Annotated in this window: 13 protein-coding genes; 3 read left to right on the top strand and 10 right to left on the bottom strand. The window is 39.8% G+C overall.

Annotated elements, in window-relative coordinates; genetic code table 11:
• Positions 1–2 precede the first annotated feature (2 nt).
• The 3 genes from IM793_RS11780 to IM793_RS11790 all read left to right on the top strand — a co-directional run bounded on the left by IM793_RS11780 (position 3) and on the right by IM793_RS11790 (position 3,735).
• Positions 3–1,460, top strand: coding sequence for a SusD/RagB family nutrient-binding outer membrane lipoprotein (locus tag IM793_RS11780; RefSeq protein WP_227256224.1), 1,458 nt, complete (start codon positions 3–5; stop codon positions 1,458–1,460).
• A gap of 77 nt (positions 1,461–1,537) precedes the next feature.
• Complete coding sequence (locus IM793_RS11785; protein ID WP_193421537.1) at positions 1,538–2,773, top strand: alkaline phosphatase family protein; 1,236 nt, start codon at positions 1,538–1,540, stop codon at positions 2,771–2,773.
• A 359-nt stretch (positions 2,774–3,132) separates the two neighbouring features.
• A complete protein-coding gene (locus tag IM793_RS11790; protein ID WP_193421539.1) occupies positions 3,133–3,735 on the top strand; it encodes a hypothetical protein in 603 nt (200 codons plus the stop codon).
• Between the two features lie 43 nt (positions 3,736–3,778).
• Here the strand turns inward: IM793_RS11790 and IM793_RS11795 are convergent, their stop codons facing one another.
• The 10 genes from IM793_RS11795 to IM793_RS11840 all read right to left on the bottom strand — a co-directional run bounded on the left by IM793_RS11795 (position 3,779) and on the right by IM793_RS11840 (position 15,081).
• Complete coding sequence (locus IM793_RS11795; protein ID WP_193421541.1) at positions 3,779–4,720, bottom strand: phosphatase PAP2 family protein; 942 nt, start codon at positions 4,718–4,720, stop codon at positions 3,779–3,781.
• Position 4,721: 1 nt separating this feature from the next.
• Positions 4,722–5,342: a sterol desaturase family protein gene (locus IM793_RS11800; protein ID WP_193421543.1), complete on the bottom strand. Its 621-nt coding sequence runs from the start codon at positions 5,340–5,342 to the stop codon at positions 4,722–4,724.
• A gap of 407 nt (positions 5,343–5,749) precedes the next feature.
• Positions 5,750–7,039, bottom strand: coding sequence for a DUF4833 domain-containing protein (locus IM793_RS11805; protein WP_193421545.1), 1,290 nt, complete (start codon positions 7,037–7,039; stop codon positions 5,750–5,752).
• Between the two features lie 10 nt (positions 7,040–7,049).
• A complete protein-coding gene (locus tag IM793_RS11810; RefSeq protein WP_193421546.1) occupies positions 7,050–9,593 on the bottom strand; it encodes a DUF5686 and carboxypeptidase-like regulatory domain-containing protein in 2,544 nt (847 codons plus the stop codon).
• The gene (locus IM793_RS11815) at positions 9,594–9,968 is read right to left on the bottom strand and encodes a GtrA family protein (RefSeq protein ID WP_193421548.1); all 375 of its coding nucleotides are present in this window, start codon (positions 9,966–9,968) and stop codon (positions 9,594–9,596) included.
• Positions 9,969–9,970: 2 nt separating this feature from the next.
• Positions 9,971–10,426: a phosphatidylglycerophosphatase A gene (locus tag IM793_RS11820; RefSeq protein ID WP_370629781.1), complete on the bottom strand. Its 456-nt coding sequence runs from the start codon at positions 10,424–10,426 to the stop codon at positions 9,971–9,973.
• A complete protein-coding gene (locus tag IM793_RS11825; RefSeq protein ID WP_132400858.1) occupies positions 10,426–11,751 on the bottom strand; it encodes an inositol-3-phosphate synthase in 1,326 nt (441 codons plus the stop codon). Before IM793_RS11825 ends, IM793_RS11820 begins: the two co-directional genes overlap by 1 nt.
• A gap of 20 nt (positions 11,752–11,771) precedes the next feature.
• Positions 11,772–12,761, bottom strand: coding sequence for an NAD(P)-dependent oxidoreductase (locus IM793_RS11830; protein ID WP_193421550.1), 990 nt, complete (start codon positions 12,759–12,761; stop codon positions 11,772–11,774).
• Entirely contained in the window at positions 12,758–13,879 is a 1,122-nt protein-coding gene (locus IM793_RS11835) for a hypothetical protein (protein ID WP_193421552.1), read from the bottom strand. The genes IM793_RS11830 and IM793_RS11835 overlap by 4 nt, the downstream gene beginning before the upstream one ends.
• Complete coding sequence (locus IM793_RS11840; protein WP_193421554.1) at positions 13,876–15,081, bottom strand: pyridoxal phosphate-dependent aminotransferase family protein; 1,206 nt, start codon at positions 15,079–15,081, stop codon at positions 13,876–13,878. Before IM793_RS11840 ends, IM793_RS11835 begins: the two co-directional genes overlap by 4 nt.
• Between the last annotated feature and the right edge of the window lie 249 nt (positions 15,082–15,330).

A 15,330-nucleotide genomic window follows, 5' to 3' on the forward strand; every position in this document is an offset into this window, starting at 1 on the left:
ATATGAAAAAGACATTATATATTGTATTATTTGCAGCAATTGCACAAATGGGCTGCAAAAAATTTAGCGAGTTCCAGGTAGACCCTAACAAAACTACTGCTGCAACACCCGATCTATTATTGAATGCCATTGAGCAAAAAGCCTTCCAGTCAACTAATCTTGATGTAGCGCTTGCTTCCCGTCAAATGATAAATACAGATGAAATTACCTTAAACCAATACTATGGCTGGAACCGGGGCAGCTATGCTACTTATGATACCCTGCGCCAGGTCGTGAAGATGGAACAAGCTGCCATAAACACAAACAAACCTCAGTATTTGCCACTTGTGAAATTTTTTAAGGCCTGGAATTTTTTACAATTAACCCAGACTTTCGGCGATATTCCTTACAGTGAGGCTTTAAAAGCCGAACAAGGTATTGTTGCGCCAAAATATGACAAGCAGGAAGACATTTACTTAAATATTTTAAATGAGCTTAAATCTGCCAACGGAATGATTGACGGAAATACCGCAAATTTACAGGGAGACATTGTGTTCGGTGGGAATATACAACAGTGGAAACGCGCAATCAACTCACTTTCCTTAAGGGTATTAATAAGTTTATCGGTTAAGGAAAACGACTCCAAATTTGAAATCAAGAAACGTTTTGCCGAAATTGTGAACAATCCAACGGATTACCCACTGTTTACCGGAAACTCGGACAATGCCCAGCTTAAATTTTACGACCTTCAGGGAAACCGCTATCCATATTTCAATAGCAATAGTATGCAAACCGCATATTATATGGATGAAACTTTTATCAATTTGTTAAAATCGCTTCAGGATTCCCGTTTATTCCGCTTTGCCGATAAAGCACCAAAATTTGCATCGCTTGCCGCAACAGATTTTAAGGCTTACGGCGGGGGAAATGGTAGCGCACCAAAAGATGAGAATACGGCTCGTACGCTTTCGGGAGAAGTTTCTAAAATCAACCCGCGTTATTACAATAGCCCGGCAAATGAGGCAAGTATCGCATTGGGTTATGCTGAGCAACAGTTTATTCTTGCGGAAGGCGTTGTAAGGGGGTGGATTTCAGGAAGCGCAAATGATTACTATCAAAAAGGTATCAGGGCATCTATGCAGTTTTATACTATCGATGAGACCACTATCAATGCCTATCTGGCGCAGGCAACAGTGCAGTTAAATGCTAATGCAAATCCTCTGGCGAACATTATTACCCAAAAATACATCGCATCTTTCATGAACAGCGGCTGGCAGCCATTTTTTGAGCAGAGAAGAACTGGTTTTCCGGTTTTTGATACTACAGGGGCCGGGGTGTTAAACAACAAACGCATTCCAAAACGTTGGATGTATCCGGAATCTGAATTACGATTGAATCAGCAGAATGTTACGGGGGCAATAGCAAGACAGTATCCCGAAGGTGACGACATTAACGGGGTAATGTGGTTATTGAAACCGTAAAACAGACCATAACAGCACCGCCAATTTTGTCGGTGCTGTTTATTTAACCGCAATCTCTAATTTCTACAAAACATAAAATGATTAAAAAAATTCTTTTCCTCTTCCTGATTTTGGTTTCAGTAAATGGCTGGGCGCAGAAAATAAAAACTAAAAAAGTGGTGTATGTTATCGCCGACGGCATTCCGGCTGATGTGCTTGAACGCTTAGAGCTGCCAAATTTTAAACGGATTATTCAAGCCGGATCGTATTCCCGCATGCATGTGGGTGGCGATAAGGGCACTTACAATGAAACACCGACTATATCTGCCGTTGGCTACAATAGTTTGTTAACAGGTACCTGGGTTAACAAACACAATGTGCCTGATAATGCAATCAAAGCACCTAATTACAATTACCAGCATATTTTTAGGCTTTTTAAGAGTCAATATCCTGCAAAGAAAACCGGCATATTCTCGAGCTGGACAGATAACAGGACAAAACTATTGGGCGATGGACTAAGTGAAACAGGTAATTTTAAACCGGATTATGTTGCGGATGGCTTTGAGCTGGATACGCTGCGCTTTAAGCACGATAAAAAGGCCGATTATATGCATCTGATTGATGAGGAAGTGGTTAAGCAGGCCGCCGAAACGATTCAGACTAAAGCGCCCGATCTTTCCTGGGTTTACCTGGAATACACGGATGATATGGGACACCAGTTTGGAGACAGCCCTCAGTTTTATAAGGCTGTCGGCATGCTCGACAAACAAATGGGTAAAATCTTCGATGCGATAAGCTACAGGCAGGCTAAATTTAACGAAGACTGGTTAATGGTGATCACGACCGACCACGGAAGAGATGAGCAAACCGGTCGCGCACACGGCGGGCAATCTGAGCGTCAACGTTCTACCTGGATGGTGAGCAATTATAAAAACCTGAATACTTATGCCCATTATTTCGATCTTGGCATTGTCGATATCATGCCCTCAGTTGCACGTCACCTGAATTTAAAATTTCCCCGGAACGTAGAACAGGAGATAGATGGAACACCGTTTATTGGCCCTGTATCTATTACAGCTTTAAAAGCAAATTATGTTCAAAACCATTTAGACATTAGCTGGAAAGCACTGGAAAAGAGGGGAAAAGTAAAAATTTGGCTGGCAACCACCAACTCGTTTAAAACAGGAGGAAAAGATGACTATCATTTATTGGGCGAGGTTGACGTTAATCAGCAACATTATTTGGCAGACCTTAAAAACTACCCATCCTCTTTCTATAAACTCGTAGTTGAAGCACCAGATAACATGCTCGACAAATGGATAAGCATTAAATAACTAGATTTATTCTAATAACTTTTGCAAGCCCAATAGCTGATCGTTTAGGATCGGATATTGGGCTTTTTTAATTACTTATTGCACTTATCTTAATTGAATAACACAAACAAAAAGCATATTTTTAAACTTCGGGATATCGTACTTTTCAACCAATTTTTAGGATGTACAGACCTTTTTTAGCAATGGTTCTTGAGCGAAATTTGTAGTCTAATATCGGCAGAATCACGTTTATTGATTTTTCTAGCTGATGACAAATCCAAATTCAATAAAAAATGGTCAGTCCCACAATCTCATCAAGCCCCAGCGGTTTAAAAACTGCTATTATCCGATTTCTTATTTATGGTTCAATAATGGTTTTATTGTCTGAATTTTTAAAGTGGAATGTGCAGCACGAAGCAGGAAGTAATAAATTTAATGAAGAATCAGTTGTAGAATATGTGCAGAGCTTGCTACTACTGCTAAGTGCCCTTACTTACCTTTATATTTCATTCAAACATAAATCATCATTCCCACTTGCTTTTGCTTTATTTAGCTTTACTATGGCGTCTCTTATCAGAGAGCAGGACGCTTTTCTTGATGAGCATGTTTATGATGGAGCGTGGCAAACCGGTGCTTTTGGTCTACTTTTTCTTGCAACTATTATTGTATACAGAAATAAAAGACTCTTTTTTGCTAACCTAAACGGTTTCGTAAATAAATTTTCCTTTGGGATACTGCTATCAGGAATTTTAACTACTTATATTTTCGCGCGTTTGTATGGTAGAAAAGTGTTTTGGATGGCCGTTATGGAAAATCAATATATCCGTGATGTGAAGAATGTGTCAGAAGAATCTCTTGAACTTTTTGGTTATACACTTATCCTTATCGCTACTGTAGAATTTTACCTGCTTGCGAAAGCAAAAAGCAATTACCTGGCTTTAACAATGAGCAACAGACAAACAGCATTTAACCTTTCAGCATAACATCATACGCTGAAGTATTATTTAACCGATCAATGCTGCTTGTCTAATCACTAATAGCATTGATCAGGTTTTTCTCAAAGAGCTTCAAAGCTGTCTTCCGTATTAAATAATTGAAAGAAATAATACCCACTATGGCACAGCTTAATCCAGCCAACACATCAAGCGTATAATGATGACTGGTATAAACGGCCGAAAACCAGATGCCAAGCATTACCGTAAAAAAGAAAATATTGATTTTCCCCAAACGGTTCTTTAAGCCATAATAAACAACAATAACGGGATAAGATGAGTGCAACGATGGCATGGCCGCAAATACATTAGAACCTTTGCTATATATCCCATGAAAAAGGGTAATGTTAAAATAATGATCGAAACGCGATAATCCGGCAGTATTGCCAGCTGTTTTAGCTATAAACTCAAAGCCATGTTCCTGCACATACCAGGGCGGTGCAGCCGGAAAAGCATAATAAACCACAAAACCTAACAAATTTACCCAAACAAAAGTGAGCGAAAACCGAACAAACTGTTCTTTATTTTTAAAGAACAGGTAAGTAGCAAAAGCCAGTGGAACCGGCACCCACATGAGGTAGAATAGCCCGGTAAGTACATCTAAAAACGAGGTACTGTTCAGTTTCCAGTATTCGTTTGGTGTAAGTTTTAAACCGCTATGGTTAATACCAAAAACACTTTTCTCCAGATCGTATAAATCTTTAATATGGACGGTATTGAACAGGTAATTCGGAAAGGCCTTCATGTAATCGAAAAGGATCCAATAAACAATGAAGATCGAAAAACCGAGAATGAAACGCCTTGTTCCTGCAGAAATATAAAACAGGCTGTTAAAAATAAAAATCAGCACCAGCTGATCGGTTTTAAAGCCGACCAGTAGTACTGATAACAACAGATATCCAACAGATACAGCAACTGTCAGATAAATATTCCGAAGATTATAAAAACTGTTTTTAATCGAAACTTCTTGCTGCATATTATTTTTTATCAAAATTAGACCTAAAAATATGGTCCCAAAAAGTCCAGCTTACCCCATAACCTTTGGTCGAATCGGAATAATGGTGAAGCATGTGGTGTTGCTTTAGCTCTTTCCAGAAACCGCTTTTAAAATTGGCATGGTGAAGTGCGTAATGCACCATATCGTAAAAGAGATAACCGATCATAAAACCTGAGAAAAACGGATAAACTATTGTATCTGGTAACAACCAATCGAAAAGAAAGTAAAAACCCAATGCCATCGGGATACTGGCTGAAGGCGGCATGACCAATCTTTTGGCATCATTGGGGTAATCGTGATGTACTCCATGAAAAATAAAATGAATTTTCTTGCCCCATTCTACATCTGGTTCAAAATGAAAAACATAACGGTGCAGGATGTATTCAGTGATGGTCCAGAAGGCTAAGCCCAACAAAAAGCAGCCAGCAAAGGTTAAAACCGGCATCTGTATTTCTGCCAATGCTTTCCAAAAAAGAAAACCGATAACGGGTATATATACCACCAAAGGCACGTAAAATTGTACTTTTGAAAGGCTTTCTAAAAAGTCGTTTTTGAACATCCTGATGGATGATTTCGAATTTGAAACAAAATTCTTTTTCATTTGGTAAAATTTTTTAAACTGGTCTTTGACTCCGTTTATATGCAATCGTCATCCTGAACTTGTTTCAGGATCTTTTCCTCAAACCACTTGTCATTCTGAACGTAGTGAAAAATCTCTAACCTATAAAACACAGAACCCATAAATTAACTTTAAAGATTCTTCCTTGCACTTAGCATAACAAATAAGGCCGTTCAAACTAACATTTTCGACGTACGAAAAGCCTTATTCAACACCTTATATGTTCTTAGGTGGCTCAGGTGGTCAAGTTAAACAGCTCATTTTTATGACCACCTTAGTCACCTGAATTCACCTTAGTTTTATACGTAGCGTCTTTCTAATGAGCCTTAACAAAAGATTCTTCGTTGCACTCAGAATGACAATCAACGCCACCCGCAAAACGCCCAACGCTATACCTTAATCCTTTCAACTAATACTTTTGAAGGCTCTGAAGCATCAAAACCTTTTATCTCTACATATTTTACATTCGGAAACCAGAAGGTACCGCCTTCAATCCGAAGGAATATCCTTTCTAACTGCATTTTTTTATTGTTAATTGTCGCAAAAACATGGTATTTTTTGTCTGCACCCGATTTATTCAGATACATTGGCAATTTTTTGTGCGAGGTAAACCGCAGTTCGAACTGTCCGTTACCCAGATTTTTGCTGATAATTCCATATGCAAATTTCCGTTGGATATAACTCAATTCTTTCTTCTCGCCATTATCCCCATAACGCATCCAGAATACATTTACAGGTTGATCTTTATTCACTACTCCATGTTTGTCTATATTTAACTGGCAGATTATGGTATTGGTATTCGGATCGCGCTGTAGATAAAAAAGCTGGTTACTGATGTCTTTAGGCGTTGGAAAAGTAATTGGCGAAGGGTCGCTTCTCTGTGCATTTGCATTAAAAGAAAGCAGACCACTTAAACTCGTCATCAAAACCAGTCCCGCAATTAATGCTGCCCTGTTATTTCCTTTTCTTTCGTTAAACTCTTGCGCCTCGAGACCTTTTTTGGCTTCCTGCAGTCGTTTTACAGCAGTGATATTGGTCAATAAAGCCATTATGGTAATTGGCATGGTAAAAATCGACATCGTTTCAAAAACATGGAAGGATATGCCCGGCACATAAATTTTATAATCGCCACCAATAAAGTGCCCGGCGATGCCACAGGCAATGGCAAAAACACCGATGGTGACCACGCGCTCCGGCCTTTGCATTAAACCTCCCTTACATTCTACCCCCAAACCTTCAGCTCTCGCGCGGGTATAACTCACCATCATCGAGCCGATTAATGCGATAAATGCAAACAAGGAGCTTAAAAAATAATGATGTGCCACCAGGTAATAACAAATCCCTAAAAACATAATCATTTCGCTATAGCGATCGAGTACCGAATCGTACAAAGCACCAAATTTCGAACTCATGTTTCCTAACCGCGCTACCTGACCATCAAGCATATCGAATAAACCTGCAAAAAGTACCAATGCACCCCCCCAACCAATGTATGACATATCGCCGCGGTTTGATTTTTCGGCACCGAGTACAAAAATAACGGCCACACCGACATTCAGGATCAAACCGATAGTGGTGACGGCATTTGGGGTTAAGCCAATTTTAATCAAGCCCCGAACAAAAGGATTGATCACTTTATAAATGCCCTGTTGCAGGCTGTCCCTTAATTTCTTTTCCATAGCTTTTTTCTTAAAAATCAAATTTTACCCTTGCCCTTATTCCCCATTCCGAAACTTCCGGATGGTTGAGGTAATTGAAGCGTTTTACCAGATCGACCCTTAACAGTTTGAAGATATTACCTACCCCAATACTTCCTTCCATATAAGGATCATCGCCCAATGCATAAGTCCGCTGTGCACCATTTTCGTAAACAGGAAGCTGATATAAACCAGATTGAAAATTTGGATTGTTCTCGTTCCTCAAACCACCATATAAAGCTTTAAACGATACCACTTCTCTTAATTTCAAGCGTTTAAGCAAAGGCACTTTGTTAAAAAAGAAACCGTTAAAATTATGGTCGATATTGATGCTAACGTAATGATCACTCACAAACTCAAGAAAGTTCATCAGGTTGTATGAGTTAAGCTGATAAGCATAAGTTTGGTTGGCCCGGTGTATATCCAATAAAGGGAAAGGAACTTTTCCGGCAATATAACTGCCCTCTACCGTTACATCACTATAGCCCAGCTGTGATAAATAAAAACGTTTATCAATGCTTCCCAATAGGTTATGATAATTGTATTCGCCACCCAAAACACCTTTTAAACCAGCGGTATAACGTAAATTAAATACCGGATAGCGGTCAGCAATCGGCACACGGTATATTTTTCCCTGGTAAAATTTCTCATTCGGGGCGTATCTTAACTGTAGCGAAACCTCACTGGTGGTTAACCTGTTTACCAATTGATTATTTGAATTTAAATAATTCAATCCGCCGGCTGGTGTCTGACTCCATTTTTTAAAACCCAGGTTATAAGAAAAGTGGTTTTCGAACTCTTTAACATAATCCAGGCGATAAAAATCGTTATAGAGCAACATATCATTTACCCCCCTTTTAAAGGAAAGTAAAAAATTATCTTCCTGCACAAACTGGAGCTCTTGTCCGGGGATTTTGGTATCACGCTGAAAACTGGCCCTAATATAGTTTTGAGGAAACTCGTAGATCGATTTATTATTCAGTGAATAAGTTCCCGAAAGAAAAAACTTCCATTTCTCATCTTTAATACCATAGGCCAGGTAATTTTCGAAATAATAACGTTTGCTGAGTTCAGGTGTTGTTCGGCCTCCAAACCGCAGTCTTAAACCTTCTACATTGTTAAAGCTATAAAACGTATTTACCGGACCAATTTCATATGGCCCTAAGTTTTGATAACCTGCAAATAAAAGGGTTACGATTTTCATCGTGCGTTTAAAAGATGGCAGATTTTGCAGTGTATCAATATTGCCATAAATCTTCAACTGATTTTTTGAAATGGTATCCAGTCTGTTTTTCTCCCAAAATTTGTCGTCTTTTTTTGCCGCATCAGCCAGCACAACAGTGCTTTTTCCTTGAAAAATAGTATCAGGCAGCGCCGTATCGAACTGATAATTTTTGAAAGTAACCGTACGTTCGCCGGTAAAGCCTATTCCTTTGGTTTTGCCGATACCGAAATCAGCCAATAGATTGCTTTTGCTTAAGCTGTATTTGCCTTTATCGTTGGCTTCAAAATCAAGATCGACTTTGAGTGCACGGACAAAGTTGAGGTTAATGTTTTTGTTTACGCCAAATGAAGCGCCGGTAACAGCATAATGACTATCGTTGGTTACATAAATTTTCCCCTCGAATAACATATCATTTGTATTTCGGGGAGTAAAGGACAGCTCAATAACCTGTGGTTTTTGATTTTTTAGCGTATCGGTGATAAAAAACTTATAAAAAGCAGGTGCACCATCTGCAATCGGGCTTAAAAACTCGTTACTGATCACCGAAATGTTGTTTTTATAAATATCAATATCCTGATACATCCTATCGAAATAAGTTTTCATTCCTTTATTATCGATGTACCTGCTATCGAAGTTTACCTGCTTTTCTGCAATAACAATAGTTTTATTCTTTTCAGGATCTTTACTGAGGTAATGATCGGCCAGTTTCTCCTGAATATATACCGGCAACAGGTTTTTTCCGCCAATTAAGGTAGAATCCTGTTCCTGAAACAGAAACTGATAATTTCTGAACATTCTTTTGCTCTTAAACTTATCCGAAACATTGCTTAACGAAAACAACATCTTCTCATACTCCCTGAAAGAAGCAGTATTATAACTCTTAATGCGATTTTCTTCTTTATGGGCAATTACCTGGCGGATCAATTCTACAGCCGGATTATCTTTATTGCGGTACTTCACCTTTTTACCGCCCACAATCACCACTTCATCCAGCGCCCTTGCATCGGGTACTAAGGCCACGTCAAATTCCTGCGTAGCAGAAGGCACAATATTTTTAAAAACGGTTCGGTAGCCCACGTAGTTGAAACTGATTTCACTTTGTGGATTAGGCGAAATGAGTGTATATTTTCCATTTACATCCGTCTGTGTACCAATTTGGGTATCTTTAAAGAAAACGGAAACATTAGGCAGCGTTTCTTTGGTTACAGCATCGCGCACGGTTCCAGAAACCACAGTTCTTTGGGCAAAAACATTTACCTGCAAAATAAAACTTGGGATCAGGAATAAAAAAAATGAATAAATCGCTTTCATTTAACTTGTAAAAATAAACTGCCTTTGCATGATATAATTGTAGCTGATGCCGGTTAAAACCGAGCTTAGCACTTTAGCGAGTACGTAATTGAGATTAAAAAAATGGGTAAAAATAAATACCCCGGTGGTAACGATGGCCAGATTGCCGGCCCATACCAAAATATACCTGAACACCTGCCACTTCACCTCCTTCGACCGGCTTTGAAAAACCCATTTGCGGTTAACATAAAAATTAACCACACCGCCCGAAACGGTGCCGATGATGCTTGCTGCCAGGTACCACAATCCGAAAAAGTTTACTGCAATGATGGTGATACCAAAATCGGTTGCAGAAGCCATTAAGGATGATGCCTGTGCTTTTAGGTAGGTAAGCATGTCTAAAAAAAATCGAAAACCACTACCAGTTGGAGGATTATATTTGCGTAAATCCCGGCCAGTATATCATCGGCCATTACGCCCCAACCGCCTGGCAGTTCTTCCATTTTGCGGATATAAAAGGGTTTCAGAATATCAAAAAACCTAAAAAGAACAAGCCCAATAAGGGTATATTGCCATTTTAAAGGCACAAATAACAGGGTAATGCACATGCCCGCCACTTCATCAATCACTACCCTGTTATGGTCTTTGCCCCAAATCTCTTCTACCCGGTCGGCACTCATTATCCCGATCATTACGATGAACATGGTAGAAAGTATTGGCCATAAATATGGGTTGGTATAAGGGCTCTGGCAAAGGTGCCAGCAGATACAGGTTGCTATAGCAGCGTATGTACCGGCGCCTTTGCCGATGTAGCCAATGCCCAGGGCCGTTGAAAGAAATTTGTGGATAAACACTATACGGTTTCTATCAGTTCTTCTTCGTAATCCTGACCTAAATGGGTAATCAACTCTTCGCCCATGATGTAACGTAAGGTATTCTGAAGTTTCATTAACTGTTTGAAAATGTCGTTCTCTGCAGGTACACCTGGAATCGTTTGTGGCGATTTCAAGTAGAATGATAACCATTCCTGAATGCCCGACATATTTGAGCGTTTAGCCAGATCGATAAACAAAGCAAGATCCAGCACAATTGGTGCAGCTAAAATTGAGTCGCGGCAAAGGAAATTGATTTTGATCTGCATTTTGTAACCCAACCAACCGAAAATATCGATGTTATCCCAGCTTTCTTTATTATCACCGTGAGGCGGATAATAGTTGATCCTGATTTTGTGGTACATATCGCCATATAAATCCGGGTTAACTTCTGGTTTGAAAATATCTTCCAACACACCCAGTTTAGATACTTCTTTGGTTTTAAAGTTATCAGGATCGTCTAACACCAAACCATCACGGTTGCCTAAAATATTATCTGAGAACCAGCCATTTACACCTAACGAACGTGCAGCTAAACCTGGCGCCAAAATAGTTTTCATCAAAGTTTGACCGGTTTTGAAATCTTTACCAGCAATTGGGGTATCGGTTTCTTTAGCCAGTTCGATCAATGCAGGGATATCAACTGTTAAGTTTGGTGCACCATTAGCGAAAGGAATGCCCAGTTTTAGTGCAGCATAGGCGTAAATCATACTTGGCGCAATACGCAAATCGTTGTCTTTTAAACCTTGCTCAAATGCAGCAAGCGATTCGTGTACTTCTGATGCTTCAAAATAAATTTCGGTAGAACCACACCAAACCAATACAATACGGTCGCAGTTGTTTTCGGCCTTGAAGTTTTTAATATCTTCCATTACCGCTAAAGCCAGTTCGTAACGGTTATCGATATCTTTTACATATTTACCATCCAGGTTTTTTACGTAGTTTCTGTCGAAAGCAGCACGCATTGGTTTAATGGCCTGTAACTCTTCACGCACATCGCGCAAAAGGTTGGCATCCAGTACACGGGCGTTTAACGCAGCTTCGTAAACATTATCTTCGTACACATCCCAGCCACCGAAAACTAAATCTTCCAGATTGGCTAAAGGCACAAAATCTTTAATTTTTGGCTCTTTTTTTTCTGTTCTTTTACCCAAACGGATAGTACCCATCTGCGTTAACGAACCAATCGGTTTTGAGATGCCTTTTTTAATTGCAGCAACTCCGGCGATCATAGTTGTAGCTACAGCGCCAAGTCCTGGCATTAATATTCCCAGCTTACCTTCAGCTGCTTTTACTTGTTGTTTCATTCTATTTTTTATTTAAAATCTTATAACCAATTGTTTTTACGGTACCAGTTGATAGTTTCGTTTAGTCCCTGTTCCAATCCGAACCGGGGAACAAAACCAAAATCGTTCTGAATATTTTTAATGTCGCAGCCCCAGTTAAGGGCAGTGAGCTCTTTTATTTTATCTACATTTAAGGCAGGTATTTTATTAAATACGCCATACACATGTTCCATCGACCAGGCCAAACTTTTAATCAACGGTACAGGCACATTTACCTTTACTGTTTTTTTGCCTAAAGCCTTACTTACATAATGAGCGAGCGATGAGCGGTTGTACACTGCCCCATCTGATATATTGTAAGCCTTGCCCGCCACTGCAGAAGCAAGCGCTTTAATGATGATATCGGCCAGATCAGTAGCATATACAAAACTGAGTTCCTGTTCCTGCTTGCCGATGTAAAGCTCCAGCCCAGCTTTAATGGTTTTGATCAGTATGAAAATGTCTTTCTCCCGTGGGCCATAAACCGCTGTAGGCCTGAAAATGATCAGAGGCAGATTGGAAATTTGCGCCAGATAAGTCTCAGCCAGCGCCTTACTGATGCCATACTGGGTTACCGGATTAGATGCACTTTTTTCCGTCAGTTTATCGTTTTTCTGCTTTAAAGGACCCAAAGCCGCCAGACTACTGATAAATATAAATTTCTCTATCGCATGTGTTGATTTCGAAGCAGCTACAGCTAAATTCCTGGTATATATTGCGTTGATCTTATTGTAATCTCCTAAATTCTTTGCCTTGGTTACTGCAGCGGCATGTACGATATAATCGTATTTTTTCTCTTCGATATTTTCTTTTAGTAAGTAGATCGATTCGAAATCCAGGTCCACATAATTGATCTCAAAATCTTTAAGGTGAACTGCAGCAGCCTTTTGACGTACATTTGCATATACTTCCAATCCATTGGCTAAAGCAGATTTAATCAGGTGGTACCCTACAAATCCTGTCGCCCCGGTAATCAACACCCGCTTTTTCATATCGCTTTCTCTAAAATCCTGTATTTGCGGTACAGTTTTCCGCCGATGTCTTCAATCGGTTTATTGATCAGGTCGTTATGGTCCAAAGTCCAGCTCGCCTCCGCATATTTCATTTTTTTAGCTTCGAAATGTTTGATAATCCGGCCATATAAACAGGCTTCGATGCCCATTTTGCGGTAACCATCAACTACACCAAGCAGTAAAATGCGGATACCATCTATTTTCTTTTTATTAGCTAAAAGTTTGATCAAACCTGTAGGAAACAGCCTTCCACGTTTAATTTTGATCAAAATCTGGTTGATATCGGGAATGGCCAGTGCAAAACCCACAATTTTACCATGTTGTTCGGCCAGGATGCAAAATTCAGGATCGAGGATCATTTTTAAGTCGTTCGCAGTATAATCGAATTCTTTGTCCGTCATCGGTACAAAACCAAGGTTTTTGTCCCATGCTTTGTTGTATACGTCTCTTACCGCATTACATTCTTCCTTGAATTTTTTCATGTTAATTTTACGGAGAATGATATCGTTCCGTTTCAAACGGTCCTCTATCCTATCCATCAGCTTTACCGATCGGTCGCTGTAAGTGCCAGCAGTATACCGGTAAGCCCTTAAATCAACATTTTTTTGAAAACCCATTTGCTCCAAAAGCGGCAAATAATATTGGGCGTTATAAGGCATCATAGCTACAGGCGGACCGTCAAAACCTTCAATCAGCAATCCACACACTTCGTTGGTGGAGAAATTAACCGGGCCTAAAACTTTGGTTAACCCATTTTCCTTTAACCATTCCTGCGCTGCTTCAAAAAGTTGTTTAGCTGCCGATGCATCATTGATACAATCGAAAAAGCCAAAAAAACCGTCTTTAGATTCGTAGACTTTATTATGGTTGGTATTGTTGATTGCTGCAATACGTCCAATTACCCTGCCTTCATCATAAAGCAAAAAAAGCTGAATTTTGGAATGTTCGTAAAAAGGATGTTTGCCAGGGGTAAGCAGATCGCGCTGCGCAATAAAAAGTTCGGGAACATAGTTTACATCACCCGCATACAGTTCATGCGGGAAATCTACAAATGCCGCCAATGCTTTTTTACCAGAAACCTTGATCAGTTCTCTCATGATTGGCTTCCTACTAATTCTACGTTAACGGCCTTAAAAGCAGCATTTAGTTGCTCAATCGCCGATTCAATCTGTTCGAAGCTATGTGTCGCCATCAAAGAAAACCTGATCAAAGACGAATCAGAAGGTACTGCTGGTGAAACAACCGGATTAACGAAAACCCCATTTTGCTGAAGGATATTAGTGATCATAAAAGTTTTGGTGTTATCGCGGATGTAAATGGGTATAATAGGACTGTTGCTCTGCCCAATATCGAAACCTGCATTGAGCAAAAGTTTCTTCGCATATTCTGTATTGGCCCAAAGTTTATCAATCCTTTCAGGTTCTGATTCGATGATATCCAATGCAGCAATCACACTTGCCACGGCTGATGGCGGCATACTTGCACTGAACATCAATGAGCGTGCACGGTGTTTGATATATTCGATAGTCTCGGTACTCCCCGCAATAAAACCACCAAGAGAGGCCAGCGATTTGCTAAAAGTGCCCATAATCAGGTCTACATCCTCTGTAAGGTTGAAATGTGATGCCGTTCCCGATCCATTAAAGCCAATTACCCCAAGGCTATGCGCATCATCCATCATGATGTTGGCACCAAATTCATTGGCAATTTCTACCATTTCTGGAAGATTAACTAAATCGCCTTCCATACTGAAAATACCATCAGAAACAATCAGTTTGGCGGCATCTTCAGGTAAACGGCTCAATTTGCGGCGAAGATCCTGCATATCATTATGCGCGTACTTAATGGTACGGGCAAAGGCCAGGCGACTGCCATCAATAATCGAAGCATGATCGTACTCATCAAGCAAGAGGTAATCATTACGATCTAATAAACAGGATATTACCCCTAAATTCACCTGAAAACCAGTGCTAAAAAGCACCGCAGCTTCTTTGCCTACATACTCGGCCAAACGGTTTTCCAATTCGAGGTGGATATCGAGCGAACCATTTAAAAATCGCGAACCCGCACAACCAGTTCCATATTTTTCAATGGCGGCTTTTGCAGCTTCTTTTATTTTAGGATGATTGGTTAACCCTAAATAGGAATTAGAACCAAACATGAGCACCTTTTTCCCATTGATCACCACCTCGGTATCCTGGCCTGATTCTATTGACCTGAAATAAGGATATAATCCCTTTTCTTTTATCACCGCCGCATCCTTAAAAGAGGCAATTCTATCTTGTAATTTTTTACGCATGCTGAACACTTATATTCTTCAGTTTTTAAAACCCTGTTCTGAAAGTTTAGCCCGCAACTTGAATGCTACTTGTAGAGATTGAAATCAACCAGGTAGATTAAGACCGCATTAACCAAACGATTTGATAACACAATTTTAACGCGGAATTGAGGCCAAAAAAAGGTTCAAATGTGGGATATATTGGTCAAAAAGTCGGATCGATGAAATGTGACATTCAGATGAATTGACCAATTGACATTCTGACTTTTA

The organism is Pedobacter sp. MR2016-19 (assembly GCF_014947265.1).
Classification (GTDB): Bacteria; Bacteroidota; Bacteroidia; order Sphingobacteriales; family Sphingobacteriaceae; genus Pedobacter.

Bases quoted from the DNA above. Each gene is read 5' to 3' on its own strand.
- IM793_RS11835 (WP_193421552.1), bottom strand. From the start codon at position 13,879: ATGAGAGAACTGATCAAGGTTTCTGGTAAAAAAGCATTGGCGGCATTT.
- IM793_RS11805 (WP_193421545.1), bottom strand. From the start codon at position 7,039: ATGGAAAAGAAATTAAGGGACAGCCTGCAACAGGGCATTTATAAAGTG.
- IM793_RS11800 (WP_193421543.1), bottom strand. From the start codon at position 5,342: ATGAAAAAGAATTTTGTTTCAAATTCGAAATCATCCATCAGGATGTTC.
- IM793_RS11810 (WP_193421546.1), bottom strand. From the start codon at position 9,593: ATGAAAGCGATTTATTCATTTTTTTTATTCCTGATCCCAAGTTTTATT.
- IM793_RS11815 (WP_193421548.1), bottom strand. From the start codon at position 9,968: ATGCTTACCTACCTAAAAGCACAGGCATCATCCTTAATGGCTTCTGCA.
- IM793_RS11830 (WP_193421550.1), bottom strand. From the start codon at position 12,761: ATGAAAAAGCGGGTGTTGATTACCGGGGCGACAGGATTTGTAGGGTAC.
- IM793_RS11780 (WP_227256224.1), top strand. From the start codon at position 3: ATGAAAAAGACATTATATATTGTATTATTTGCAGCAATTGCACAAATG.
- IM793_RS11840 (WP_193421554.1), bottom strand. From the start codon at position 15,081: ATGCGTAAAAAATTACAAGATAGAATTGCCTCTTTTAAGGATGCGGCG.
- IM793_RS11825 (WP_132400858.1), bottom strand. From the start codon at position 11,751: ATGAAACAACAAGTAAAAGCAGCTGAAGGTAAGCTGGGAATATTAATG.
- IM793_RS11785 (WP_193421537.1), top strand. From the start codon at position 1,538: ATGATTAAAAAAATTCTTTTCCTCTTCCTGATTTTGGTTTCAGTAAAT.
- IM793_RS11795 (WP_193421541.1), bottom strand. From the start codon at position 4,720: ATGCAGCAAGAAGTTTCGATTAAAAACAGTTTTTATAATCTTCGGAAT.